This window comes from Mycobacterium sp. 852013-50091_SCH5140682, assembly GCF_001665685.1.
Lineage (GTDB): Bacteria > Actinomycetota > Actinomycetes > Mycobacteriales > Mycobacteriaceae > Mycobacterium.
The window spans coordinates 227268-250797 of sequence record NZ_LZTB01000035.1 but is presented as its reverse complement, the minus strand read 5'-3'; the positions used below and the strand labels follow the sequence as shown (position 1 = coordinate 250797).

Below are 23530 nucleotides of genomic sequence, written 5' to 3'. Positions count from 1 at the left end.
GTGATGTCTCGGGGCATCGTGGGCGACCGGGGCGGGCGGGCGACCGTGCAGTCGCCCATCAAGAAACAGGCCTTCGCGTTCGACGACGGCAGCTGCCTCGACGACGCCGAGATGTCGGTGCCGGTCTATCGGACCCGCGTCACGCCCGGCGGGTTCGTCCAGATCGCGCGGTAGCGCCGGCGGCCATCCAGTAGGCGTCGCGGCCCGGCCCGTCACAGCGTCGGACGTCGCCGCGTCGTTCCAGCACCGTCAGATTCCGGTACACCGCCTCGATCACGACGGGTTCGGCGAAGTGTTCGTGAACATGATCACGAAGTTCGGCGGTGGTCATCGATCGTCGCGTGCCTGCGAGCGCGCTCACCAGGCGCAGCCGCAACCGTTCGGCCGGCGTCGGGTTAGTTGCTGGCACGTATGGACTCACCGACGGGGCGGCGAGCGCCACCCAGAGTTGTTACCTGCACCGTTACCCAAGCTCCCGCAAACAAAGACCAGCTATCGCTCATACGATAGCTGAGTACAACCCTAATTCCCGCAACGCCGTGATCAGCTCGGATGCCGGCGTGCATGTTTAGCAGGTCGAAAACGCGGGTACAAGCGATTTTCACGCTGCAGATCATCCAGATGAACGGCAGTTGAACAGGTACCAGTGGGTGCTGGCGGTTTGCTCTGGCTAACTAGAAAAGTTCGCTGGGCGTCGCTACTATCCCGGTGGGGAGTGCTTCAAAAGGGGCTGACGAGGATGATATTTGCACGTTCGATGGTCAAGCTGGTGGGTTTGCTCGGTGCAGCGGCGATGTTGGGCGCGGTAATCGCGTTGATGTTGCCGCTCGGCCTTGATGTGGTCGACCGCACGGGTGCGCCGATACCGTGTGGCACCGGGATGCGCCCGTCCTACGACATCGCGGCCAAGCAGGATCTGCTCAACCTGGATCAACACACTCTGGCCGGGCCTGCGTACGTCATGAGCGACTACGCCGAGCAGTGCGAGGGTCTGGTGAGCCAGCGTCGGACGGCGGCGCTGTCGGTTGGTGGCGGTGGTGCCGTGCTGTTGCTGGCCGTGCTGGCCGGGCCGTACGCCGCCCGCGCGCTGGCCTCACGCCGCAACCGGCAGGCCCAGTACGCCCGCGCGGCGGAACCGGTTGGCGATCAGCCGAACCATCCCGGGGTGCAAGCCCAGCGGTTCGCTGACGATATCCCCACCGGCGTCACGCAACCGATCCTGGAAGAGCCCATCGGCAAGCAGGTAGGACGCCACTGCAATGCGGCGGCCGCTGCGTTGGCGCTGCGCGGCAACAGCTTCGGCGACGCTGGGCGCACCGGTGGCGGCATAGGCCAGCTCTACGCGGTCGCCGGTAACCGCTGACAGCAATGCGGCGGTGCGGCGCAGATCGGACTGAGCGCCGGGGTCAGATGTGCCCGCCGCCGCGAGGATCACGGAAACACCTGGGCGCCAGCCTGATTCGACCAGCCGATCGGCCAGCACCCGGACGGTGCCCGGGCACGGGCCCAGCGCGGGGGTGACGGTCACCGCCGGGTGACCGCTCGCGGCGACATAGTTGGGCACGTCCACGCGGACGTGATAGCCGTTGGCCAAGAACGCGGGCACCACCACAGCGGGTGCATCCGCAGGCAGCGTGTCGAGTACCTCGGTCGGTGTCGGTCCGAGCACGTCGACGAAGGAGACGTGGACCGGTCGGTCGAGCAGGTGTGCCACCCGCTCGGCGAGTTCGTTGATCATCGCCACACCGCCCGGCTTGCGGGTGCCGTGCGCCACCAGCACCAGGCTCATCGCGCACCGGCGAGATCAGCGTCCGCCGCGGTGTGTGGCTCGTCAACGGCCAGCCGGTAGCCGCGCTTCACCACGGTCGACACGATGTTCTTATCTCCCAAGGCAGTTCGGAGCCGCAGCACTGCCGTTTCGACGGCGTGGGTGTCGGTGCCGCTGCCGGGCAGTGCGCCGAGCAGATCGAATCGAGACACCACCGCACCGGGCCGGTGGGCCAGTGCGCGGATGGTCGCCATCGACGCCGGGGACAGCGGCTTGACGACGCCGTCGACCATCACGCAGGTGCCGCGGATCTCCAGTACGTGCCCGGCGACGCGGACGGTCCGGGCCTGCAGCAGGGGTAGTTCGTCGGTGATATGGCGGGCCAGCGCGCCCAGCCGCATGCGCTCGGGCGCCGACACCGGTATCCCGAGCCGGACCAACGGCCGGGCTGTCACGGGGCCAACACACATCGCGTGCACGTCGGTGCGCAGCGCCGAGACCACCTGATCGGCGATCCCCATCTCGGTCGCCCGCATCAACACCGAGGCGACTGCCGGGGCCGAGGTGAAACTGACCGCGTCGAAACGCTGGTCGGCGATACCGGCAACCAGCTGGTCGAATTCGCCGTCACGAGGCGCGGGATGCCAGCGGTACACCCGGATCGGGACCACATCCGCACCCGCGCTTCGCAATTCGTCGAGAAACTCGGGGAACGGGTCCCACTCGTCGGTGGCACCGTGCAACTGCACGGCGATGCGCAGGCCGGCGATTCCGTGCTCGACGAGATAGTGCAACACCTCGCGCGAGGATTCCGAATCCGGTGACCATTCCTCGGGCAGCCCCGCCGCCCGCAGCGCGCCGGTGGCCTTCGGACCGCGGGACACGATGCGGGCTTGACTCAGCGCGTGCGTCAGCTCAGCGGCCACGCCCCAACCGTCGGCCGCCGCGATCCAACCGCGAAAACCGATCCCCGTCGTGGCCACCACGATGTCGGGCGGATCGGCGATCAGGGCCTCGGTGTTGATGCGCAGCTCGTCGTCGTCCGGCAGCGGAACCATCGTGATGGCAGCCGCGCTGGTCACCGTCGCGCCGCGGCGCGTCAGCAGCGCGGCCAGCTCTTCAGCACGTCGGGCGGAGGTCACCGCCACGCGGAAGCCGGTCAGCGGTGCCCAGTCGGGCTGGGTCATGGGGTCCAGTGAAGGCACGTCGTGTTTCCAAGTCATTACCCGGCCATTGCCGAGGCGTGTCGGTCTGTCTGGACCATTGTGCGGCCTGCGGCGGGCCTGCGGACATAGCGGAACCAGGTGACTGCCGAGGCCAGCACGTAGAAGGCCAGGAAGATCCACAACGCGGTGCTCGCCGAGCCACTCGACAGATACGACTGCCGCAGGGCCAGGTTGATGCCCACCCCGCCCAGCGCGCCGACCGCGCCTGCGAACCCGATCAGTGCCCCCGACATCGATCGTGACCACTGCTGCCGGGCCTCCTGGTCGACCTGCAGGGAGTGGCTGCGGGCCTCGAAGATGGACGGGATCATCTTGTACACCGAGCCGTTGCCCAGGCCGCTGAGCAGGAACAGGGCGACGAACCCGACGACATAGCCGGTCATCATCAGGCCTGTCGCCGCGCCCGCACTGTGATCGTCGACGGTGCTGATCGCGACGAGTAGGCCCGCGGCCAGGATCATGCCGCCGAAGACCGCCAGGGTCACCCGGCCGCCGCCGATCCGGTCGGCCAGCTTGCCGCCGTAGACCCGGGACAGCGAGCCGAGCAGCGGGCCGATGAACGCGATCTGCGCGGCATGCAGAGAAGCCTGGGCCGGGCTTTGGCCACCCGCGGCGAAATTGATCTGCAGTACCTGACCGAACGCGAACGCGAACCCGATGAACGATCCGAACGTGCCGATGTAGAGCAGCGAGATCACCCACGTATCCCGTTCGCCGAGAATGGCTTTCATTGCGCCCAGGTCGATCTTGTGCTGGTCGAGGTTGTCCATGTAGCGCGCCGCGCCGATTCCGGCGACCGCCAGCGCCACCAGGTACACCGCACACACCCAGTAGGGCGCCCGGTTCCCGGCCGTCGCGATGACCAGCAGTCCGATCAGCTGGATCATCGGCACACCGATGTTGCCGCCGCCGGCGTTGAGCCCCAGTGCCCAGCCTTTGAGCCGCTGCGGATAGAACGCGTTGATGTTCGTCATCGACGACGCGAAGTTGCCGCCGCCGAATCCGGCGAGCGCCGCGCACACCAGGTAGGGCCACAGCGGCAGGCCGGGATGGGCCAGCAGCACCATGGTGCCCACGGTCGGGATCAACAGCACGAAGGCCGAGAACGCGGTCCAGTTCCGACCGCCGAACGTGGCCGTCGCCAGCGTGTAGGGGATGCGCAGGCATCCGCCGACCAGGGTGGCGGTGGCCCCGAGCAGGAACTTGTCGCCGGCGGTGAAGCCGTAGACCGACTCCGGCATGAACAGCACCATGACCGACCAGATGGACCAGATGGAGAACCCGATGTGCTCGGCGAACACCGACCAGATCAGGTTGCGCCGCGCGATGTACTTGTTCCCGTTCTCCCAGGCCTCGGTGTCCTCGGGATCCCAGTCTGTTATGTGATTCGGTTTCAACAGTTTCGGCATGGCCCGAACGCTAGAAACCGTTTATTGCCCGGACGCTCCCCGCGGTGACCCGGCCGTGAAATTCCGCTCACTGCATCCAAAGCGCGCGTGTGAGGCGGTTACCAGACGTCGCCGTCACGCCAATCGCAGGTCAACTCCGCGGTGGTGTCCAGTTCGAGGCCGTTCGGCAGGTCAATGGGCAGCACGAGTAGCGAGCGGTCGTCGTCGGGGGTGCGCGCCAGGCCCGCGGGCCGTAGCACCGACGTCGGCCCCTGCCACGGCAGCCAGCCGCGTGCGGCGTACATCGGACGGCCCTCGTCGGACGCGCTCAGCGCGCCGATCTGATACGCGCCGCGCAGCACTTGTTCGAGCGCATCCATGACCGCCGTGGCCAGTCCCTGCCCACGCCAGTCCTCGCGCACCGCGACACCCTCGAGGTAGCCGCAACGCAGCGCGGTGTCGCGGTACAGCAGCCGTCGCTGGACCACCGCACCGTGGGCGATCAAGGCACCGTGATGGCAGATCAGGGCGTGCATGCCGCCGAGGGCGTGCTCCCAGTCCGCATCGGTGAAATCCCCGCCGAACGCCTCGATGACCATGCGGCGGGCACCTTCACGGGTCTCGTGATCGAGATCGGAGGTATGGACCAGCCGCGCGGTGTAGACGTCACGGAGACGGGCACCGAGGTCTCCGCGGACATGAGGAGCACCAGGATCGCGCGTAAGCACACCCTGTTTCTACCAGCGATGCCCGACGGTGTCTCGGTGCGGTCCCGGGCAGATCAGTCGAACGGACGCCGTGGGTGGGCCCAGTGCAGCCGGACGGTCTGGCCGGGCCGCACCTGGCCCAGCTTGTCGATGTCCTCGTCGGTCACCACGCCGATCACGGGATAACCGCCGGTGACCGGGTGGTCCGGACCGAGGATCACCGGAAAACCGTTGGGCGGCACCTGAATGGCCCCGCGGGTGGCACCTTCGCTGGGCAGCTGGCGGTCCGGCCAGCGGTAGTCCAACGGCATGCCGACCAAGCGCATGCCGACCCGGTCGCTGCGGTTGGTCACCAGCCAGTTGGTGCGGATGAGCACGTCGGGGTCCACGAACCAGTCGTCCCGCGGGCCCGGCACGACCTGCAGCTCGACCACCTCGTCGGTGATCGCGGCCACCGGAGCCTGGTCCAGCTCGGGGAACTCGTCGGTGTGCTCGCCGATGGGAAGGATGTCCCCCGGCTGCAGCGGGGTGGGCCCGATCGACGACATCACGTCGTAGCTGCGGGAACCCAGCACCGGTTCGACGTTGATGCCGCCGCGCACCGCGAGATAGCTGCGCAGACCCGAGTGCGGCGCGCCCAGCGAGATCACCTGACCGTCGTGCACGTGATGGATGCTGTTGGTGCCGAACGGGATTCCGTTGACCGCGGGGTCGGTGTCGGCGCCGGTGACGGCGATGGCGACATCCCCGCCGCGCACCCGCGCCGAGAATCCGCCGAAAGTCACCTCGATGGTGGCGTGCTCACCCGGATTGGCCACCAGCCGGTTGGCCAGCGTGTGAGAGCGACGATCGGCGGCGCCCGAGCGGCTGACACCCATGTGCGCCAGGCCGGGGCGGCCCAGATCTTCCAGCAGTGCCAGCGGGCCGGTGCGCAGCACTTCCAATGTGGTGGTCATGTCTTTCCTGCCTCCCTCAACCGATCGCCCGGAACTGGACCCGCATGCCCGGCGTCAGCAGCGCAGGCTTCTCGCGGTCGACGTCGAACAGCACGGCGTCGGTGTGCCCGATCAACTGCCAGCCGCCCGGTGATTGCCGCGGATAGATACCGCTGAACTCGCCGGCCAACCCGACGGCTCCGGCCGGGACGCTGGTCCGCGGTTCGGCGCGGCGCGGGACCTGCAGTCGCGGATCGCCGTCCACCAGGTAGGCGAAACCTGGTGCGAAACCGCCGAATCCGACCCGCCACGGGGTGCCGATGTGCGCCGCGATGACGCCTGCGGGTGTCAGCCCGGTCAGTGCCGCCACCTCGTGCAGGTCGGCGCCGTCGTAGACGACGTCGATGGTCACGTCGACCTGGCCGCTCACCGGTTCGGCGGCGAGCGGTTGCGGGGCCGGCCGGAGCTTGCTCAGCCGCTGCCGGGCCCCGGGTTGGTAGCGCGGACTGGCGAGCTTGACCAGGATGGTGCGTGACGCCGGGACGATGTCGACGACACCCGGCAGCTCGGTCTCGTGCAGCTGGGCTGTCCACGCCAAAACGTCGGCCGTGCTGTCGAACTCGAGCAGCAGCGCGTGATTTCCATATTCGTGGACGGCAGGCATGACGACTGCGTCCACCACATCTGATGCCACACTCATATTCCGAAACTACCCGCGAGTAGCTAGGAAAGTGGTGGCTCTATGAGCCTTGCCAGAACTGCCTTACCGAAGCCTCACACCGCGAGCTGGTATGTGGGTTCGCGACGCTTGATGAAGGCGATCAGGCGGTAGGTGACGGGCAGCATGACGACCTCGACGGCGGTCTTGTAGAACCAGCCGAGCGCGGTGTAGACGGCGAAGTCTTTGAAGGTCGAGATGCCGATGGCGCTTGCGGCGATGCTGCAGAACACCAGGGTGTCGCCGAGCTGTCCGGCGAACGTGGAACCGACCAGGCGGGCCCACAGGTGCTTCTCCTTGGTCCGTTGCTTGATGGCGACGACGACCCAGGCGTTGATGGTCTGCCCGACGATGAAGCCGGCCAGTCCGGCGATGATCAGCTGCGTGTACGCGTGCACGACGTTTTCGAAGTGCTCTTCGTTGGTGTAGAAGTCGGCTGCGGGCAGATAGATGGTGACCCAGAAGGTGAACGCCGCCAGGATGTTCATCGCGAAGCCGAGGAAGATCGCCCGGCGGGCCGCCTTGAATCCGTACACCTCGGAGAGCACGTCGCCGATGACGTAGGTCAGCGGGAAGACGATGAACCCGCCGTCGGTGATGATCGGACCGAACGCGACGCCTTTGGTGGCGGTGACGTTGGAGATGATCACCAATGCCGTAAACACCGCGACGAGCACCGGATAGTAGGCGGAGCCGATGGCCGCCGTGCCGCGATGCTGGTGCTCTTGGGTGCTTGTCACGCGGCCATTTTGTCAGGCTTGTCTTGGCCGGTCCTGTCAGGCCAGCGCGCGGGCCAGCAGAGGCGGCAACTGGTCGGCCACCCACGGGTAGGACAGCGGTGACGCGAACGCGATGGCCCCGGCCAGGTCCTTGGTGGTGAAGACGTGGCGGTTACGGGCGGTGGCTCGTAGCCCGGCGATGGTGGGGTCGGCGAGCAGCGCGTCGCGCTCCTGATCGCTCTGGGTGGTCCAGATGAGCACGTCGGCACTGTCGAGGACGGCGGCCATCTGGTCTCGGGGGATCAGCTTGTCGACCGGTGGCACGGTGAAGCCGAGCTGGGTCAGGAAGTCGGTGCGCCAGCCGGGTGGGGTGGCCTGAACGCTGTCGCGGAACAGCGTGCCGCCCAACAACACCGCCTTCTTGCCGTTGAACTGCGGGTTGTTGGTGGCCGCGGCCTTGAACTTGTCGCCGACGCCGTTGATCAGGCCTGTCATCTGATCGTTCTTGAACACGGCCTGGCCGATGACGGTCGCCTGGTCCTTCCACGGTTCGAAGAAGGCGTCCTGGCCGGATTGCGCGACGGTGGGGGCGATCTCGGAGAGCTTGGCGTACGTGTCGGAGTCCAGGCCGGCATCGGTGGCGATGATGAGGTCAGGTTTGAGCCCCTTGATCTGCTCGACCTGGATACCGTCCGCCAGGCTCAGCACTGTGGGTTGGGCGCCGGCGAGTTCGGGCTGCGCCCAAGGCCATACCGCGAACGGCTCCTCACCGAACCACTCGGTGACGGCGATCGGCACCACGCCGACGGCCAGCAGATCGTCCTGGCCGGTGAAACCGGCGCTGACCACGCGCTGCGGCGCGGCCGGGATCTTCGTCTCGCCGAAGACGTGCCGGACGGTGACCGAACCGTCCTTTGCGACTTCGCCAGGCTTCTCGGTGCTGCATGCGGCCACGAGCGCCATACCCGCGGTGATAGCCAGAAACCCCCGCCGGGACACAATTGTCGGCACTTAGCCAGAATAACGGCTTTGCAGTGGTGGCGTCACCGAACACCGTTGCCGCGCGCCGTGTCACGGCAGGCGCCCTATTTTGGATAGCGAATATTTGTGTCGCGGTGGCCGTATCCTCATCCCATGATGCGGCGCAGCGTGCTGTTCGCCATGTTCGGGCTGGCTCTTCCGTTTGCCGTCACGGTGGCTCCGCCGGCCGCGGCTGATTGTGTCGATGCCGGCGGCTCCACGGTGTGTGCTCAGGGCACTGTGCGCGGCGGCGGCCCGGAGCCGCCGACCGCGGGCCCGTACTACCCGTACCCGTGCGAGCTCGACTGGTACTGCGACACCGGCGGTCTCAACATCATCATCGGTGGCGGTGACAACGGATGGGATGGCGGAGGCATCCGCCCGATTCGCCCGGGCCGGTAGCGTCGTTCCACGTAGCGGACATGCCCCCCGATAACCGCGCGGGCACGGCACGTCCGGGCGTAGTGTGCCGTCCGTGCTGACCCTGTTCCACGGTGGAGTCATCTGGACTCCGATGACGACGACAGATGCGCTACTGGTTTCCGACGGTGTCGTGCGGGCAGTCGGAGACCAGGCGCGCGAACACGCCGCAGACGAGCAGATCGATCTGGAGGGCGGCTTCCTGATGCCGTCGTTCGGCGACGGGCACGCTCATCCTCTCTACGGTGGACTGGAATCGGCGGGGCCCGCGGTGCGGCCGTGCACGTCGGTCGAGGAGATCGTGACAGCGGTAAAGGCTTATGCCGCAGCGCATCCCGAGCAGGAGTGGATCGTCGGGGCGTCCTACGACGGCAGCCTGGCTCCCGGCGGACTGTTCGACGCGCGCTGGCTCGACGCTGCCGTCCCGGATCGGCCGGTCGTGTTGCGGGCGTGGGACTACCACACCATGTGGGTCAATTCGGTGGCACTGCAGCGGGCGGGCATCACCGCCGACACCCCGGAGCCGGTGCTGGGTGAGATCCCGCGCCGCGACGACGGTTCCCCGCTGGGCACGCTGCGTGAGTGGGGCGCGACCGATCTGGTTGCCGCCGTGATGCCGGTCCGTGACGAGGCGGTGCGGGTCGCCGCTCTGGGGACCGCCGCCGACTACTACCTGGCCCGCGGGGTCACGTGGGTTCAGGATGCGTGGGTCGAATCCGGGGATGTGGACACCTACCTCGCGGCGGCAGCTCAAGGCGCCCTGCGAATGCGGTTCAACCTTGCTTTCTATGCCGATCCGCGGCATTTCGATTCGCAGGTAACGCATTACGCCGATGCCATGGCCCGGGTGCGGGCTGCGGGCTCGCCGTTGCTGACGGCGCAGACCGTGAAGTTCTTCGCCGACGGGGTGGTGGAGAACGAGACGGGTGCGTTGCTTGAGCCGTATTGTTCGGGCCTTCACAACCACGGCATGCAGTTGTGGGAAGGCGATTCCCTCGCGGAGGCTGCCCGCCGGGTCGACGAGCTGGGCCTGCAGATCCATATCCACGCGATCGGTGACGCCGCCGTCCGGCAGGCTCTCGATGCCATCGAATACGTTGTGCGGCACAATGGTCCGCGCGACCGCCGGCCTGTCATCGCGCATGCGCAGTTGGTTGACGACGCCGACATCGGCCGGTTCGCCGAGCTGGGCGTGATCCCGAACATGCAGCCGCTGTGGGCGCAGATGGATGCGTTGATGACGGTGCTGACCATCCCGCGGCTCGGTCAGGCGCGCTCGGATCAGCAGTATCGCATGCGCACACTGGAAAACTCAGGTGCGGCATTGGCATTCGGCTCGGACTGGCCGGTGTCATCCGGCGCGCCCCTGGACGGCATCGCCATCGCGGTGTCCCGGCGTACCGCGGCGGGGGAGCCCGCGGGCGGCTGGACCCCTGAGGAGATCCTGCCGCTGGAACCCGCGCTGGCCTCGTATACCGCAGCGGTGGCGTATCAGGCCTTCGCCGAGGAAGATTGGGGCCGGATCGCGCCCGGCGCCAGTGCGGATCTGGTGTGGCTGGAGCGTGATCCACGGACGGTGTCGCCGCTGGATCTTCCGGCAGTGGGGGTACGCGCCACCTATCTACAAGGCCGGCCGGTCTATTCGGCCGCGAAGTGAAAGGCAACGCGATGACCCCAACGACCTCCGAGGCGGAGGACCACCTCAACCGCGTTCTGGGCTTGCCGTCGCTGGTGTTGTTCGGCCTGGTGTACATGGTGCCGCTGACGGTGTTCACCACCTACGGCATCGTCACGCAGACCACCGGCGGCCGCGTCCCCCTGGCCTACGTCGTCACGCTCGCGGCCATGGTGTTCACCGCCCGATCGTACGCCAGGATGTCCTCGGCGTACCCGGTGGCCGGTTCGGCATATACCTACGCGCAGAAGACTTTCGGCGCCCCCATCGGGTTCCTGGGTGGCTGGTCCCTGCTGCTCGACTATCTGTTCCTGCCGATGATCAATTATCTGGTGATCGGCATCTACATGGAGCAGGCCCTGCCCGCGGTTCCCGCGTGGGTGTGGGTGGTGGTCTCCATCGCTTTGGTGACCGTGCTCAACATCATCGGCATCGTCTCGGTCAACCGGACCAACTTCGTCATCATCGCCGCCCAGACCATCTTCATCGTCGTCTTCGTGGTGCTGTCGATCGTGGCGGTGACCAAGGCCGGCTCGATCGATCTGGCGGCGCCGTTCCGTGGTGACGGCACCGCGCCCGGTGCCGGTCCGATATTCGCCGGCGCTGCGGTGCTGTGCTTGTCGTTCCTGGGTTTCGATGCGGTGTCGACCCTGGCGGAGGAGGCCAAGGACCCGAAACGCTCTGTGCCGCAGGCGATCATGATCGCGACGCTGGCCTCGGGCGTGATCTTCATCGTGCTGTCATATCTGTCGCAGCTGGTGTTCCCGTCGAACCAGTTCGCCGACGTCGATTCCGGTGCGCTGGACGTGGTGTCGGCCGCCGGCGGCAAGTTCCTCGTGGTGTTCTTCACCTCGGCCTATGTCGCGGGAGCGCTCGGCTCGGCGCTGACATCGCAGGCGTCGGTGGCTCGCATCCTCTACGCGATGGGCCGCGACGGCATCCTGCCGCAGCCGGTGTTCGGCAGGCTGTCGCACAAGTACCTGACCCCGATCTACGCGATCCTGGTGGTGTCGGCGGTGTCGCTGCTGGCCGTCGTGATCAAGCTGGAGACTCTCGCCTCGCTGATCAGTTTCGGTGCGCTGGTTGCCTTCTCGGCGGTCAACCTGTCGGTGATCAAGCACTACTACCGCGATCAGGGCGAGCGCAGCGGCGGCGCGGTGATCAACAACCTGGTGTTGCCTCTCGTCGGTTTCGCGTTGACCGTGTGGTTGTGGACGAGCCTGTCCGCCACTGCCTTGATCATCGGATTGTGCTGGCTCGCAGTCGGTTTTGTGTGGTTGCTCGGGGTTACCCGCGGCTTCACGCGTCCCACGCCCGTGATGGACATCAAGGAGTAGCACCCAACTACGCCGAATGGCCACTTGCTGCACACGCATCACGAAAAAGCGTGCAACAAGTGGCCATTCGACGTGATGGAATCAGACCACCGTGATGGTGACGTCGATGTTGCCGCGGGTGGCCTTCGAGTAGGGGCAAACCTGGTGTGCCTCGTCGGCGATGGTCTGCGCGAGTTCGCGATCGATCCCGGGAACGCTCACGTTGAGCCGCGCCTGCAGGGAGAACCCACCGTCGGAGTTGAGCAGGTCGACCTCGGCGTCCACTGCGGTGTCGGCAGGCAGCTTGACCTTGTGCTGGCCGGCGACCAGGCCCATGGCGCTGAGGTAGCAGGCCGACCATCCCGCGGCGAACAGCTGCTCGGGGTTGGTGCCCGCGCCGTTGCCACCCGGAGGGGTCAGCTGGATGTCGAGATTGCCGTCCGAGCTGTAGGACTCGCCCTGGCGCCCGCCGGTGGTGTGCGTCTTGGCGGTGTAGACGACGTTGGCGGTCTGTGCGGTCATGAAAGTCTCCCGGTTCGTTTTGATCGGATCCGATCTAATCGGACTCGCCTGATACTAACGGCGGGCGCGTCGTTTGTCATCCCATCCGATTGAATCGGATCCGATATAATCGGGATCGTGAGGAAAGACACTCCGCGGCTCTCCGACTTCCTGTGCTTTGCCATCTATTCGGCCAACCTGGCCTACGGCAAGGCCTACAAGCCGATCCTGGAGAAGCTCGGCGTCACCTACACGCAGTACATCGCGATTGTGGCCTTGTGGGAGCAGGACCATCAGACCGTCGGCAGCCTCGGCGAGAAGCTGTTCCTCGAATCGAACACGCTGACGCCGATCCTGAAAAAGCTTGAAACAATGGGGTATCTCACGCGCGAACGCGATCCCAACGACGAACGCCAGGTGGTCGTCAGCCTCACCGAGGCCGGCCGCAATCTTCGTCAGCAGGGCCTGGAGATGGATCTCGTCGCGGCCACCGGCCTGGAGCCCGAGGAGTTCCGCGCCATGCAGCGCGGCGTCGTCAAACTCCGCGACAACCTGCGTGAGCACGCGCAGGAGAACACCTAGCCGCTGCTGCGTGCGAACTCAGGACTGACATGGGCGCCGGCCTGTTCGGGCACGACCAGCACGGGCGTGGAGGAGTGCGCGACAACCGACGCGGCGACGCTGCCCTCAAAATGCCCGAGCCAGCCGCTGCGCCGATGCGGGCCGATCACGATCAGGCTCGCATGGTGCCGGTCGGCGGCCTCGATGATGCCCTTCCACGTCGGCGCCGCTTCGATGGCCACCCCGCGTGCCGAGAATCCGGCCGCGTCGGCCAGGCGCGCTCCGTGGGCGGCGGTCTGCTCGGCGGCCCGTCGCACCTCGGTGGCCTGATCGGCATCGAAATGCCCGGCCCCGGTGGGGATGAACCCCACATCGACGGGCTGCCAGACACACACCACAACTGCGTCGCGCAGCGCCGACAACTGGGCTGCGGCGTGCCGGATCGCACATGCCGCGCGCTCGGAGCCGTCGTACGCGAACAGCACCGGACCGTTCGCGACCGATGCGCCATCGTGCTCAGGTGCCAACACGGGCGCACGTTCGGCGACGGCGGGGGACGGCAGGCCACGACGGATCCGGGCCAGCAGTGGCGGCGAATACCAGGCCGGGGACTCGCCGTCGAGGAACCTGTCCAGGTCTGGGGCTTGGGGCCGGGCTCCGCTGAGCGCGTAGATGACGACGCCGAACGCGGCACCACCGACGGCGAGCCAGAATCCGATCCACAACGCGTCGCCGGTGCCTTGGGTCAAACCGCCCGAAGCCGACGCGGCGAAGTACGCGAAGATCGGGGCGACCATGAAAGCGGCTACAGCGCGCAGCAATTCGATGATCGCAAAGACCCGTTGCAGGCTGTTGGACTGCAGGGAGAAGCCTGCGACGAACAACGCCGGGGCAACCGTGGCGCCCAGCGCGAGCCCGGTCAACGCCGACGCGACCAGTGCCAGTGGCTGATTGGCGGGCAGGGCGAGCCGGAACAGCACGATCCCGGCGGCGAGCAAGGCCATGCCCAGCAGCGGTAGGTAATGCATTGCCTTGCGTGAGATGACGAATCCGAACACGAAGGCCATGACGATGGCACCGCCCAGCTCGGGCAGATAGATCAGCCCAACCTGCACCGGGCTGAACGTCTGGAGGAAGACCTCGGCGGTCAGCGCGGTTGCCGCGACCGACGCGGCGGCGGCGAACAGCGCGACGCCGACCCCCGCCACCGGGATCGAACTGGTGAGCATCGTCCGGATCGTCAATAGTGGCCTGCGGGCGCGGAACTGGTAGACGATCAACACCAGGATCAGCGCCAGCCCACCCAGCATCGGTGCGCTCACCGCCAGGTCGCCGAACCCATGGCTGGTCAGTTGCGACGCGCCGACGAAGGCCGCGGCACAGCCGACCGAGGCCAGACCGATCGCCGTCAGGTCACGCGGCGCGTCGAGATCCGCCGGGGGCGCGTCTTCGAACGTCAAGGCGGCCATCACGAGAGCCACCACGGCGATCGCGGCGATGATCCAGAACAGTGGCCGCCAGGCGTGCGATTCGGCCTGAACGCCGCCGATGAACGGGCCGAGCGCGACCGCCCCGAACACGCACATGTTCATGATCACGGCGGTATGCCGAAGGTTTTCTCGCGGGAAGCCGATGGTCAGCGGGGGTGCGGCGGCGATCAGCAGCATGCTGGTGGCCAGGCCTTGCAGTATGTGCCCGCAGACGAACATGCCGCCGTTCTGGGCCGCCGCGGCCGTCACCGAACCCACCACCAGCAGCACCGCGTAGGCGAGCATCATTCGGCGTTGGGGCAGGTGCTGCGCGAACTGGACCGCCAACACCGTGCCGACGGCGTACGCGGCGTTGCCCAGGCCCGAACTCAGGCTCATCGCCTGCGCCGACATGTGCAGTTGCTCGGAGATGATCGGCACCAGCGGATCCATCGCCGCCGACAACGCCAGATAGGGGATCAGTGCCAGCGTGACCATCGCGGCCACCGCGGGATAGCGTCCCGCCAACGGGCCCTGACGCATCAGCCGAGCCGGCCCGCGTCTGGCATCAGCAGGTGGAGAGGTCGCACCGGGCATGAGCAGTCAGCAGTCGGGTTCGGTTTACACACGACCCCGTGGAACCACGCCAGGTACGGGATTTATTCCCAGGTGGTCCAGATCACACGCGGTTACGGATTGAGCCGGATCTTGAGGTGCTCGCCGGAACGGGCGAACGCCGCTGCGTAGCCGTCGGCTGCCGCGTCCAGCGGGAAGGACGTGGTGAAGAGGCCGTCCAGGTCGAGGCGGCCGGCCTGCAGCAGCGGCACCAGTTCGGGCCACGTCTGCTGCACGGGCGCGGTGGTCAGCCGGAGGGTGAGGCTGCGGATCAGGCAGGCCAGCGCAGGCATCGGATACGGCTGCAGATCATGCACGCCGACGATCGAGACCGTGCCTCCGGTGCGCACCGTTTCGATCGCATCGTTGATCGAGGCGTCGGAGCCGACGGCGTCGATCACCGCGTCGGCGCCGAGACCGCCGGTGGCTTCTCGGACGGGCTGAGCCGACGGCGGCGTCACCGCGACCGCACCCCACGATTGGGCGCGCTGACGCCGCGCCTCGACCGGGTCGACGGCGAAAACCCGTGCCGCACCGAGAGTCAGCGCACTGCGCAGCGCGCACATACCGACCGCGCCGAGGCCGATCACCGCGACGGTACCGCCGATGGGAATGTCGGCCCGCTTGGCCGCCGCCCAGCCCGTCGCGAGGTTGTCGGTGAGCAGCAAGGCCTGCTCGGTGCTGACGCCCTCGGGCAGGGCAAGCAGCTGGAACTGTGCGGCAGGCACCGCGAGGAACTCGGCCTGCGCGCCGCCGAGGACTCCGCTGCCGAAGATCTGCGGGCCGTGGACGCACCGGATCGGGTCGAGCGTGGCGCATCCCGCGCAGTGGCCGCAGCCGGCCACCGAGGACACCAGCACCCGGTCGCCGACGGCGAATGTCGTGACGTCCGAGCCGATCTCGACGATAGTGCCGACTGCTTCGTGCCCGACGCTGACGGGTTCGAAGATCGGGTAGTGGCCCTCCAGGAAGTGCAGGTCGGAGCCGCAGATCGAGGCGGCCTCCACCTTGACGACGGCACCGTCGGGGCCGGGCAGCACCGGATCGGGCCGGGTGACGACGCTGACCTGACCGGAGCCGTCGACGACCACTGCGCGCATACTCACGCCTCCTGAAACTTGAAGTCCGACCACACGGGTTCGTCGATGGCGCAACGGTATTCGCTGAGGCGCCAGGGGCTCACGGTGTGGATCTCGCCGTCGGCGTTCTTGAAATACGAATGCTTGATCGACGGATGCGCCCACACGGTCCGCCGGATGGCCTGCTGCGACCGCTCGTGCCAGGCGCGGGTGGGTTCGGGCAACGGCTCCATGGCCCGCACGCCGCTGTTGATCAGATGGGCCAGGCACTGGTCGATGTAGTGCATCTGCAGCTCGGAGTTGAGGATCAGGCTGCCGCCATGGGCGAGGTGCGTACCCGGCCCGTACGTCATGAAGAAGTTGGGAAAGCCGGGAACCGTGATACCGCGGTAGGCGTAGGGACGCTGACCCCAGATCTCGTGCAGGTCGATACCGTCGCGACCCGTGATCGTCATGGGGAACAGCACCTCGGTAGCTCGAAACCCGGTGGCGTACACGATGATATCGGCGTCATACGCAGCTCCGTCGGTGGTGACGACGCCGCGCGGCGTGATCTTCTCGATCGGGGTGCGGACGAGTTCGACATTGTCGCGTTTGAGGGTGCCCAGCCAGCTGCCGTTGTCCTGCAGGGTGCGCTTGCCGGTGGCCGGATAGTCGGGCAGCACCTTGGCGAGCAGATCGGGGTCATCGCCGACTTGGGTGGTGATCCAGTCGGTGAACATCACCCGGGCGATGGCGTTGATGTCGCTCACCGCGTTGTCCTGGTCCGCGTAGTCCGGGTCGACCCGCGCGGCGTCCAGACCCTTGTCCGCCCCGGGCCACATCAGCAGAAAGCGGTACCAGCGGCCGTAATACGGCAAGTGTTCCATGGCCCACCGGACTCCGTCGCTCACCGGTTCGTGGTACATCGGATTGGGGAACATCCATTGCGCCGTGCGCTGGAACACCGTCAGCTGGGCGACCTTGTCGGCGATGGCCGGAGCGATCTGGAAGCCGCTCGCGCCGGCCCCGATCAGCGCGACCCGTTTGCCGGTGACATCGACATCGTGGTCCCACGCCGCGGAATGAAACGACGGGCCGGCAAACGTTGCGGCGCCCGGGAATTCAGGCATGTACGGCCGGTTCAGCTGGCCGACCGCGGTGATCACGGCGTTGGCGTTCAGCGTCTCGGTGCCGTCGGCCGTACGCACGGTGACATTCCAGGTCTCGCCGTCCCATGCGGCGGACACCACCTCGGTGTTCCACCGGATATGCGGCTCGAGCCCGTGGCGCTGCACCACATCTTCGAAGTACCGGCGCAGCTCCGGTTGTTCCGCGAAGAAGTGATCCCAGTGGTTGCTCGGTTCGAAGCTGTAACAGTAGAAGTGGTTGGCGACGTCCACCCGGGCACCGGGATAGCTGTTCTCCCACCAGGTTCCGCCGGGACCTGCGTTCTTCTCCACGATGGTGAACGGCAGGCCGGCCTGCTTGAGTCGGACCCCGGCCAGCACACCCGATTCCCCGCAGCCGATGACGATGACGTGAAAGTCCTTGGCCTGCGCCGGATCCACGGGGACAGGCCGCCTCGGATCGGTGCCCTGCAGATCGAGTTCTTCCAGGACCAGCGGCAGGTTGTCGGCGTCGACCGGCTCGCAGGCCGCCCAGTCGAGCATTTCCCGGACCAGGTCATCGGGCAGCGGATCGGGGACGGGGCAGCCCAGGTCGCGGTAGTCGGTGATCACCGGCAGCGCCTCGGCGCGGGCTCGGGCCTTGTCTTCTTCACTCATGAAGCCCTGGACTTCGTTGAGGAACAGGCCGGCCTGTTTGAAGTCGCGGATGTAGCGCGGATCGCCGGTGAGGTGCACCAGTGACAGCAGCAAGGTCGGAATGCTGACGTCTTTCAGTGCCGCCTCGATGTCTGCTGTCGACGTGGTGAACGGCAGGCCGGCATGGAAGCTTCGCGTCACGGCGAGTTACGCTACTGCCCGTAGCGTTATGGGACAAGGGGTAGTGCTTGTCATGTAGGTTGCATTCCGGTGTGTCATTTTGCATTTTGATTAGTCATACGATGCCGTAAATGACAGCGTGGAAAGCAACGTAGGTCGCTCGGCTCGGGCGGAGAATTCGACTTCCGGCGCTCATTCAACAGGCACAATCGGATGCGGAAATCTACGGCCCGCTGCCCGGTATATGTCCCGATCGACCGCTACGATTCACTCGACGACTATGGCGCCGCCAGCAACTGCCGTTTGATTATCATGCCAGGGGATTACGTGACGTTCTGGACCAATGAACAGCCCCCCGTTGTCAAACTAGCTCGCCCTCAATAGTCAACTGCTTCGACGGTGTCCCGACCACACAGAATTGTGGTGGATTGGAGATGCTGGCTTTGGCGCTGGTCTCGGAACGTCCGCAGCTGTGCTACAACGGATTCAAGCGATCAACCCGCTGACGCGCCGCAACGGGTTGCAACGGGAGGATTTTCCGCCGTCGCTGACAATCGATTAGGAGTTCATGCATGCCTGCAGTGTCCTGGCCCGAATACCTCGGGGCGGAAAAGGACATCGATACAGTCCTTGAGCGTGCGACGGTAAGGGTCCGCCACGAATATCCCGGCGCGCGTGCGATTCTTCTGAAAGGCAGCTACGTACGCGGCGACTCCGGTCCGTACAGCGACGTAGATCTCGATGTCCTCATTGATGGAATTGAAGTCAGTCGGTACCTCGCATGGTTCGACGAAGAACACGGTCGGCTACGACATATCTCGGTCGCGGTTCGTCCGTGGGATGAGTGGTGGGAAGAGGCAGGGGAGCCCGTTGACTGGGCAATGGGCTTCGCCGCGTACGAAGTGTTCAGATTGATCTGGGCTGCAGTCGACGAGGACGCGGCGCGGCTACGCGGCACGGATGTTCGTCATCCGGCCGCTCAGCCTGAGCTCGAAGATTTCTTCTCCGACCTCGGCAAGGTTCGCAACGCCTTGACGGCCGGCGACGAGCTGGGCGTGCGATCGGCTGCGCAGGTTGCAGCGCGTCTATCTCCCTCGGTGCTGGCGGTCGTGAATCCCGGCTATCCCGCCGAACCCGTTGTCAGCGCTCGTGCGGCGATCGATGCGGCACTGGCATTTCCGGTTGCGCCACAAGGCTATCGCGAGGATCTGCTACTTTGCCTCGGTCTCTCCGGCGGCCCCTCCGCAGTGGCCGATGTCGCGGTGGCGGCCGAGCGTCTGGTGATGGGCACGGTCTCGTTGTTGCATGACCACAGTGCCTGGTCGCCAGACCCCGATTATCCCCGGTTCGAGATCGGATTGGACGAGGCGCTTGAGGACGGCACGCTGAGCAGCTACCTGGGCCAGTTTGGATCGGCCGGCAATGCTCCGCTGCGTGCGCGCGAAATGACGCGACGAGATTGGCAGTGGGTCGAACAGTGGTTCCGCGATGTGGAACTCGATCAGCGCCTTGGTCCGCTCGACGAAGAGTGGTTGGAGCATGTCCTGTCAGATCGCGAGGGCGTGCAGCTGGTTGTGGAAAGCGTGTCCGGCACGCCAGTCGCACTGGTTGGCTGTGCGTGGGATCCCGCCGGCTTCGAGCACGGGATCACGGATCTAGCGGTATGCCCATGGACGAGACGAACCGGTATCGGACAGCGGGCGCTGAAGTCGGTACTGGAATGGCATGGGCATCCACCGGCAACGCGCTGGGTGGCGTTCGTCGATCCTGACAACCACGCGGCTCAAGCATTTTTCTCCGCGATCGGCTGGAATCCGGCTGGTATCGAGGACGGTATGCATCGGTTCAGCTTCAAGCCGCCGGGCCGTGACTGACTGTCGTTATCCCCGCACTGCGGTCCGCACCGTGATAGTTATGTCGCTGAGCTTCAGGCTGCGATAGAGGATCGCTGGTAACCCTTGTGGCGATCGGTTGATGGTCGTTGAGGCGGTCCTAGTCCGCGTCAAACGCAAAGCCGTAGTTGACAGTTATCGTCTCGTCGACTCACCTTGTGAGAGCGGTTGCTGGTGCTGCGCCGTACCGCGTTCCGCTGTCTCAGCGGTTCTCGCTCGTGACGGGGGGCTATCTGCTGAGGACTGCTGGCTCCTCACGAATGGTTGTGCAGCGGCGCGCCTGTCAAGACCAGCATTGCCTCATCGAGTGCCTCGGCTGAGTCGGCGACGGCCCTCGACGGACAACGGCGCATTTCGGTGCGTCATCGAGGCGACCTTGGGCGAGTATGAAAGCACGTATCCGTGCGGCAAGCATCAGTACGCGGTTCCCATTGCAGTGTGCACTTCGTCGAGGGTTCGGGTTGCCTCCTCGTTGGCGCGGCGGTTCCCGCTCCGCAGAACACCGCGCACGAATTCAGGGTCGCGCGCGAAGTCGGTGCGTCGTCGACGATGTGGGGCAAGGAACTCGTTGACTGAGTCGGTGGTGAGCTTCTTCAATGCCCCGGCTCCGGCGTCGCCGATGACATCGGCCAGGTCTCGTTCATCGCGGCCGGAACACAAAGCGGCGGTGGTCAGCAGCGCGGACACGCCGGGACGATTGACCGGATCAAAGGTGATGAGTCGCTGTGAGTCCGTCGGGGCTCGGCGGATCAGGGCCGCTGTTTCGTCGGCGGTCATCGACAGTGATATCGCGTTGCCATAGCTCTTGGACATCTTTCGCCCGTCGAGACCGGGAACTTCCGGTGCAGAGGTGAGCAGCGCCTGGGGCTCGGCGAATACCGCACCGTAGCGTTCGTTGAAACGCCGCGCGATCACCCGGGTCAGCTCGACGTGCGGCAGGTTGTCCTTTCCGACGGGGACGAGGTTGCCCTTGCAGAACAGAATGTCGGCAGCCTGGTGGACCGGGTAGGTCAGCATCAGTCCGCTCAGAGCGCGGCCCGATGCGACATGCTCTGCTTTGACCGTGGGATTGCGGTGGAGTTCGGCCTCGGTCACCAGGCTCAGGAACGGCACCAGGAGCTGGTTTAGGGCCGGGACCGACGAGTGCGTGAAAATGGTCGCCCGGTCGGGGTCAATGCCGGCAGCCAGATAGTCCAGCACGGCGCTGTAGACGTTCTCCCGGACCTGACCGATCGCGTCGCGGTCGGTGATGACTTGGTAGTCGGCGAGGATTATGAACGTGTCCACACCCAGACCGTGCAGCCGAGCCCGCTCGGAGATGGTCCCGAAGTAGTGACCCAAATGCAGAGGGCCGGTGGGGCGTTCGCCGGTGAGGATGCGGTACCGGTCCGGGTGCTCCGTGACTGCGGCACGCAACGTGTCGCTGCGCTCGACGGTGGCAGAGAAGGTATTCAACGTACAGCTCCTGGATGGTCAAGGGGCTGTACGAACCTCGTTCAGGTCAGATGACATGCGGGCTGCGTACAGCCCGCGGACATGGTTAGACGGGCTGCTGGAGCAGCCACCACCATGCCTGTCGAATATCGATCACCCGGCAACGATAGCAACCACGGCGCGACCCTGACACGTCACCAACCTCATGCCCCGCAACAACTAGGCCTCGCGGTGACTGGAACGCCGAGGCGAAGGAGTTGAGTCGCAGTTCGGGAGTTTTCCGGCCGCATCTTGCCCGCAAGGAAAGGAAGCAGAATGGCACCAGATCAGTTGTCGCAGCGATGGCTCGAGGCAAATCGCGCCAACTGGAACGAACGCGCGGCAGTTCACGCCGCGTGCGACGTTTCCGGATACCAGGCGCAGAAGTTCATCGACGACGTGTCCTTTCTGTGTGGCCGCTTGCACCGCCATTCTGAAACCACGTCCTCGACTCGGTCGCCGTTGTGATCTCCACACCGGCGGAGACGATGGCAGCGGGTTCATGAGGAATACGTGACGGCGGGCGCTGTCGCCTGTGTTGCATGGTCGGGCGGATCGGGCGATCGATCCGGTACCGTGTACCCTCGTGGTTGAGGTCAAGAGCCTTGTGCGGGCACTTGATGTTCTGCGTGCCGTGGTGGATTCACCGGTGCCGTTAACGGCCACAATGGTGGCGGACCAACTGCAGCGTGATCGCGTGCAGATTGCTCGGACCCTCCATAGCCTTGAAGCAGCAGAGTTTCTCGAGCGTGACGCCGACCGCCGATATACCCCCAGCGTCAGAATGTTCGGGATATCGGCCGGAATAGCGGCGGCCCGATTGCGAACCTTCGGGACCGAGGCAGTCGAGGAGACGGTTCGCGCTACCGGGGAGAGCGCGTTCATCGCCGAGGTACGCGGCGACAGTTCAGTTGCAGTGCTTGAAAGGTTGGTTTCGGGCGTGTCGTGGGTTGGCCGTTCCTTTCCCCTCTATTGCGACGATGCCGGGCAAGCGTTGCTCTGGGACTGCGCGCGCGATGAGATCGAGCTCATCTTCAGAGACACACAATTTGTGTCCTTCTCACCGACAACGCCGACCTCGACGGACGACTTCTACCGTCGGCTTCAGAATGCCCGCGAAGTCGGCTATTCGGTGGTTGATGGCGAGTCGCAGCTCGGGGTTTACGCGGTCGCTGCTCCAGTCAGAGATTTCACAGGCGCAGTCCGCTGTGCGTTGCACATTCAGGGACCATCCGACAGGCTCAGAGGCCACGAGGCAGCGCACGGACCGACAATTAAGTCGCTAGCCGATCGCCTGTCGGTCCGATTGGGTTGGAATCCAACAGAATCGACGTGATACGTTCCGCCGCTTTGCTCACTGACTCGGCCATGGAAGAGGTTCGGCCGGCAATCCGATAGCGCGGAATCGCAATGCTCACGGCGACTGTTGCGCCGAGCTGATCGCACACTGCCCGAGCGGAAAACTCGACCACATCGTGCTCAAACTCGCTGTCGGCGACGACTGCGTCTTGTAGGTTTGACTCCGCATTTCGTTCGTAAAGTTCCAGCGGATTGCGAACCGCGCCCGGGCCCCCGCCGACGAATAGCTCGTCCTTGAGCAAGAACGCGAGCTCGTCTCGTGAAAAACCTTGGGTAAGTGCACGACCGGGCCCGCTGCACCAGACCGGCGTGAGTGCGCCCGCCTGCACGGGGAAGTAGGCAAACCATTGGCTTGGTTCTGCCAGGACGGTGAGTACCTGGCTCCGCGAAAGAACGGACAACCACGCGGGTTCATGCCAGGTGCGAAGCAATCCGCGCAATATTGGTCGAACCTGTTTCAGCGCTTCGGCGTGGCCGGCGATGGCTCCCATGCCGAAAAGTGCAGGGCCCACGCGGTATCCACGAGAGTCCGGTTCGCGCTCCACTAGGCCGCCGGCGGCGAGAGCGTTGAGAATTCGTGAAACCTGGGCCTGATCAAGGTGCAGTCGTTCTGCAAGACGAATGTTCGTCACAGGTCCGCCGGAGTTGGTCTCGGCATCGGCGAGCGCCTGCAGCAGCAAGAGCCCCTTGTCGACCGTTGTCGCCATGCGAGAAGCATAGCGCGTTCGTAATACGCAACATATCTTGACAATGATGAACGCAGA

The 23530-nt window shown here is 65.7% G+C and carries 22 protein-coding genes; 7 read left to right on the top strand and 15 right to left on the bottom strand.

Annotation, left to right across the window (positions count from 1 at the left end; all coding sequences use genetic code 11):
• Positions 1-174 (top strand): nitrite reductase (NAD(P)H) small subunit (locus A5784_RS12025; protein WP_197514707.1); only part of this gene is annotated, 174 nt, incomplete at its 5' end.
• Here the strand turns inward: A5784_RS12025 and A5784_RS12020 are convergent.
• The 9 genes from A5784_RS12020 to A5784_RS11980 form a co-directional block, all read right to left on the bottom strand.
• Positions 140-409: a helix-turn-helix domain-containing protein gene (locus tag A5784_RS12020; RefSeq protein ID WP_064945105.1), complete on the bottom strand. Its 270-nt coding sequence runs from the start codon at positions 407-409 to the stop codon at positions 140-142. The two genes, A5784_RS12025 and A5784_RS12020, sit on opposite strands and share 35 nt — an antisense overlap.
• Before the next feature lie 684 nt (positions 410-1093).
• Positions 1094-1789 carry a sirohydrochlorin chelatase gene (locus A5784_RS12015; RefSeq protein WP_064945104.1) on the bottom strand — a complete coding sequence of 232 codons (696 nt, stop codon included), beginning with the start codon at positions 1787-1789 and terminating at the stop codon, positions 1094-1096.
• Positions 1786-2955, bottom strand: a complete 1170-nt coding sequence (locus A5784_RS12010; protein ID WP_064945141.1) for a uroporphyrinogen-III synthase — start codon at positions 2953-2955, stop codon at positions 1786-1788. Before A5784_RS12010 ends, A5784_RS12015 begins: the two co-directional genes overlap by 4 nt.
• Positions 2956-2990: 35 nt before the next feature.
• Positions 2991-4403 (bottom strand): nitrate/nitrite transporter, encoded by a 1413-nt coding sequence (locus tag A5784_RS12005; protein ID WP_064945103.1) that lies wholly within the window; start codon positions 4401-4403, stop codon positions 2991-2993.
• Positions 4404-4501: 98 nt separating this feature from the next.
• Positions 4502-5032 carry a GNAT family N-acetyltransferase gene (locus A5784_RS12000; protein WP_064945140.1) on the bottom strand — a complete coding sequence of 177 codons (531 nt, stop codon included), beginning with the start codon at positions 5030-5032 and terminating at the stop codon, positions 4502-4504.
• 131 nt (positions 5033-5163) lie between these two features.
• Positions 5164-6045, bottom strand: coding sequence for a 5-oxoprolinase/urea amidolyase family protein (locus A5784_RS11995; protein ID WP_064945102.1), 882 nt, complete (start codon positions 6043-6045; stop codon positions 5164-5166).
• A 16-nt stretch (positions 6046-6061) separates the two neighbouring features.
• Positions 6062-6724 carry a 5-oxoprolinase subunit B family protein gene (locus A5784_RS11990; RefSeq protein ID WP_064945101.1) on the bottom strand — a complete coding sequence of 221 codons (663 nt, stop codon included), beginning with the start codon at positions 6722-6724 and terminating at the stop codon, positions 6062-6064.
• 74 nt (positions 6725-6798) lie between these two features.
• A complete protein-coding gene (locus A5784_RS11985) occupies positions 6799-7482 on the bottom strand; it encodes a queuosine precursor transporter (protein WP_064945100.1) in 684 nt (227 codons plus the stop codon).
• Positions 7483-7518: 36 nt separating this feature from the next.
• On the bottom strand, positions 7519-8472 hold the full coding sequence (locus A5784_RS11980; protein ID WP_064945099.1) for an ABC transporter substrate-binding protein: 954 nt from the start codon (positions 8470-8472) through the stop codon (positions 7519-7521).
• Between the two features lie 126 nt (positions 8473-8598).
• On the opposite strand from A5784_RS11980, the gene A5784_RS11975 reads away from it, so the two are divergent.
• The 3 genes from A5784_RS11975 (at position 8599) to A5784_RS11965 (ending at position 11913) form a co-directional block, all read left to right on the top strand.
• Entirely contained in the window at positions 8599-8883 is a 285-nt protein-coding gene (locus A5784_RS11975; RefSeq protein ID WP_064945139.1) for a hypothetical protein, read from the top strand.
• A 112-nt stretch (positions 8884-8995) separates the two neighbouring features.
• A complete protein-coding gene (locus tag A5784_RS11970) occupies positions 8996-10558 on the top strand; it encodes an amidohydrolase (protein ID WP_064945138.1) in 1563 nt (520 codons plus the stop codon).
• Between the two features lie 11 nt (positions 10559-10569).
• The gene (locus A5784_RS11965) at positions 10570-11913 is read left to right on the top strand and encodes an APC family permease (protein WP_064945137.1); all 1344 of its coding nucleotides are present in this window, start codon (positions 10570-10572) and stop codon (positions 11911-11913) included.
• 81 nt (positions 11914-11994) lie between these two features.
• On the opposite strand, the gene A5784_RS11960 is transcribed toward A5784_RS11965, so the two are convergent.
• Positions 11995-12414 (bottom strand): organic hydroperoxide resistance protein, encoded by a 420-nt coding sequence (locus A5784_RS11960; protein ID WP_064945098.1) that lies wholly within the window; start codon positions 12412-12414, stop codon positions 11995-11997.
• A 117-nt stretch (positions 12415-12531) separates the two neighbouring features.
• On the opposite strand from A5784_RS11960, the gene A5784_RS11955 reads away from it, so the two are divergent.
• A complete protein-coding gene (locus tag A5784_RS11955; protein ID WP_064945097.1) occupies positions 12532-12975 on the top strand; it encodes a MarR family winged helix-turn-helix transcriptional regulator in 444 nt (147 codons plus the stop codon).
• On the opposite strand, the gene A5784_RS11950 is transcribed toward A5784_RS11955, so the two are convergent.
• The 3 genes from A5784_RS11950 to A5784_RS11940 form a co-directional block, all read right to left on the bottom strand.
• Positions 12972-14966 (bottom strand): MFS transporter, encoded by a 1995-nt coding sequence (locus A5784_RS11950; protein WP_064945096.1) that lies wholly within the window; start codon positions 14964-14966, stop codon positions 12972-12974. The genes A5784_RS11955 and A5784_RS11950 overlap by 4 nt on opposite strands.
• A 146-nt stretch (positions 14967-15112) precedes the next feature.
• Complete coding sequence (locus tag A5784_RS11945; protein ID WP_064945095.1) at positions 15113-16138, bottom strand: alcohol dehydrogenase catalytic domain-containing protein; 1026 nt, start codon at positions 16136-16138, stop codon at positions 15113-15115.
• A gap of 2 nt (positions 16139-16140) precedes the next feature.
• Positions 16141-18063: a flavin-containing monooxygenase gene (locus A5784_RS11940; RefSeq protein ID WP_064945094.1), complete on the bottom strand. Its 1923-nt coding sequence runs from the start codon at positions 18061-18063 to the stop codon at positions 16141-16143.
• Between the two features lie 551 nt (positions 18064-18614).
• On the opposite strand from A5784_RS11940, the gene A5784_RS38760 reads away from it, so the two are divergent.
• Positions 18615-19916 carry a GNAT family N-acetyltransferase gene (locus A5784_RS38760; RefSeq protein ID WP_197514706.1) on the top strand — a complete coding sequence of 434 codons (1302 nt, stop codon included), beginning with the start codon at positions 18615-18617 and terminating at the stop codon, positions 19914-19916.
• 432 nt (positions 19917-20348) lie between these two features.
• On the opposite strand, the gene trpS is transcribed toward A5784_RS38760, so the two are convergent.
• The gene (trpS, locus tag A5784_RS11925) at positions 20349-21389 is read right to left on the bottom strand and encodes a tryptophan--tRNA ligase (RefSeq protein WP_064945092.1); all 1041 of its coding nucleotides are present in this window, start codon (positions 21387-21389) and stop codon (positions 20349-20351) included.
• A 604-nt stretch (positions 21390-21993) separates the two neighbouring features.
• Between trpS and A5784_RS37530 the strand changes: the two genes are divergently transcribed.
• Positions 21994-22743, top strand: coding sequence for an IclR family transcriptional regulator (locus A5784_RS37530; protein WP_232006018.1), 750 nt, complete (start codon positions 21994-21996; stop codon positions 22741-22743).
• Here A5784_RS37530 and A5784_RS11915 read toward each other — a convergent pair.
• Complete coding sequence (locus A5784_RS11915; RefSeq protein ID WP_064945090.1) at positions 22682-23473, bottom strand: IclR family transcriptional regulator; 792 nt, start codon at positions 23471-23473, stop codon at positions 22682-22684. The two genes, A5784_RS37530 and A5784_RS11915, sit on opposite strands and share 62 nt — an antisense overlap.
• Between the last annotated feature and the right edge of the window lie 57 nt (positions 23474-23530).

Coding starts and splice junctions, on each gene's coding strand:
- A5784_RS11945 (WP_064945095.1), bottom strand. CDS start 16,138: ATGCGCGCAGTGGTCGTCGACGGCTCCGGTCAGGTCAGCGTCGTCACC.
- A5784_RS11965 (WP_064945137.1), top strand. CDS start 10,570: ATGACCCCAACGACCTCCGAGGCGGAGGACCACCTCAACCGCGTTCTG.
- A5784_RS12015 (WP_064945104.1), bottom strand. CDS start 1,789: ATGAGCCTGGTGCTGGTGGCGCACGGCACCCGCAAGCCGGGCGGTGTG.
- A5784_RS12010 (WP_064945141.1), bottom strand. CDS start 2,955: ATGACCCAGCCCGACTGGGCACCGCTGACCGGCTTCCGCGTGGCGGTG.
- A5784_RS11995 (WP_064945102.1), bottom strand. CDS start 6,045: ATGACCACCACATTGGAAGTGCTGCGCACCGGCCCGCTGGCACTGCTG.
- A5784_RS11970 (WP_064945138.1), top strand. CDS start 8,996: ATGACGACGACAGATGCGCTACTGGTTTCCGACGGTGTCGTGCGGGCA.
- A5784_RS11975 (WP_064945139.1), top strand. CDS start 8,599: ATGCGGCGCAGCGTGCTGTTCGCCATGTTCGGGCTGGCTCTTCCGTTT.
- A5784_RS11960 (WP_064945098.1), bottom strand. CDS start 12,414: ATGACCGCACAGACCGCCAACGTCGTCTACACCGCCAAGACGCACACC.
- A5784_RS11990 (WP_064945101.1), bottom strand. CDS start 6,724: ATGAGTGTGGCATCAGATGTGGTGGACGCAGTCGTCATGCCTGCCGTC.
- A5784_RS11950 (WP_064945096.1), bottom strand. CDS start 14,966: ATGCGTCAGGGCCCGTTGGCGGGACGCTATCCCGCGGTGGCCGCGATG.
- A5784_RS38760 (WP_197514706.1), top strand. CDS start 18,615: ATGCCTGCAGTGTCCTGGCCCGAATACCTCGGGGCGGAAAAGGACATC.
- A5784_RS11915 (WP_064945090.1), bottom strand. CDS start 23,473: ATGGCGACAACGGTCGACAAGGGGCTCTTGCTGCTGCAGGCGCTCGCC.
- A5784_RS12005 (WP_064945103.1), bottom strand. CDS start 4,403: ATGCCGAAACTGTTGAAACCGAATCACATAACAGACTGGGATCCCGAG.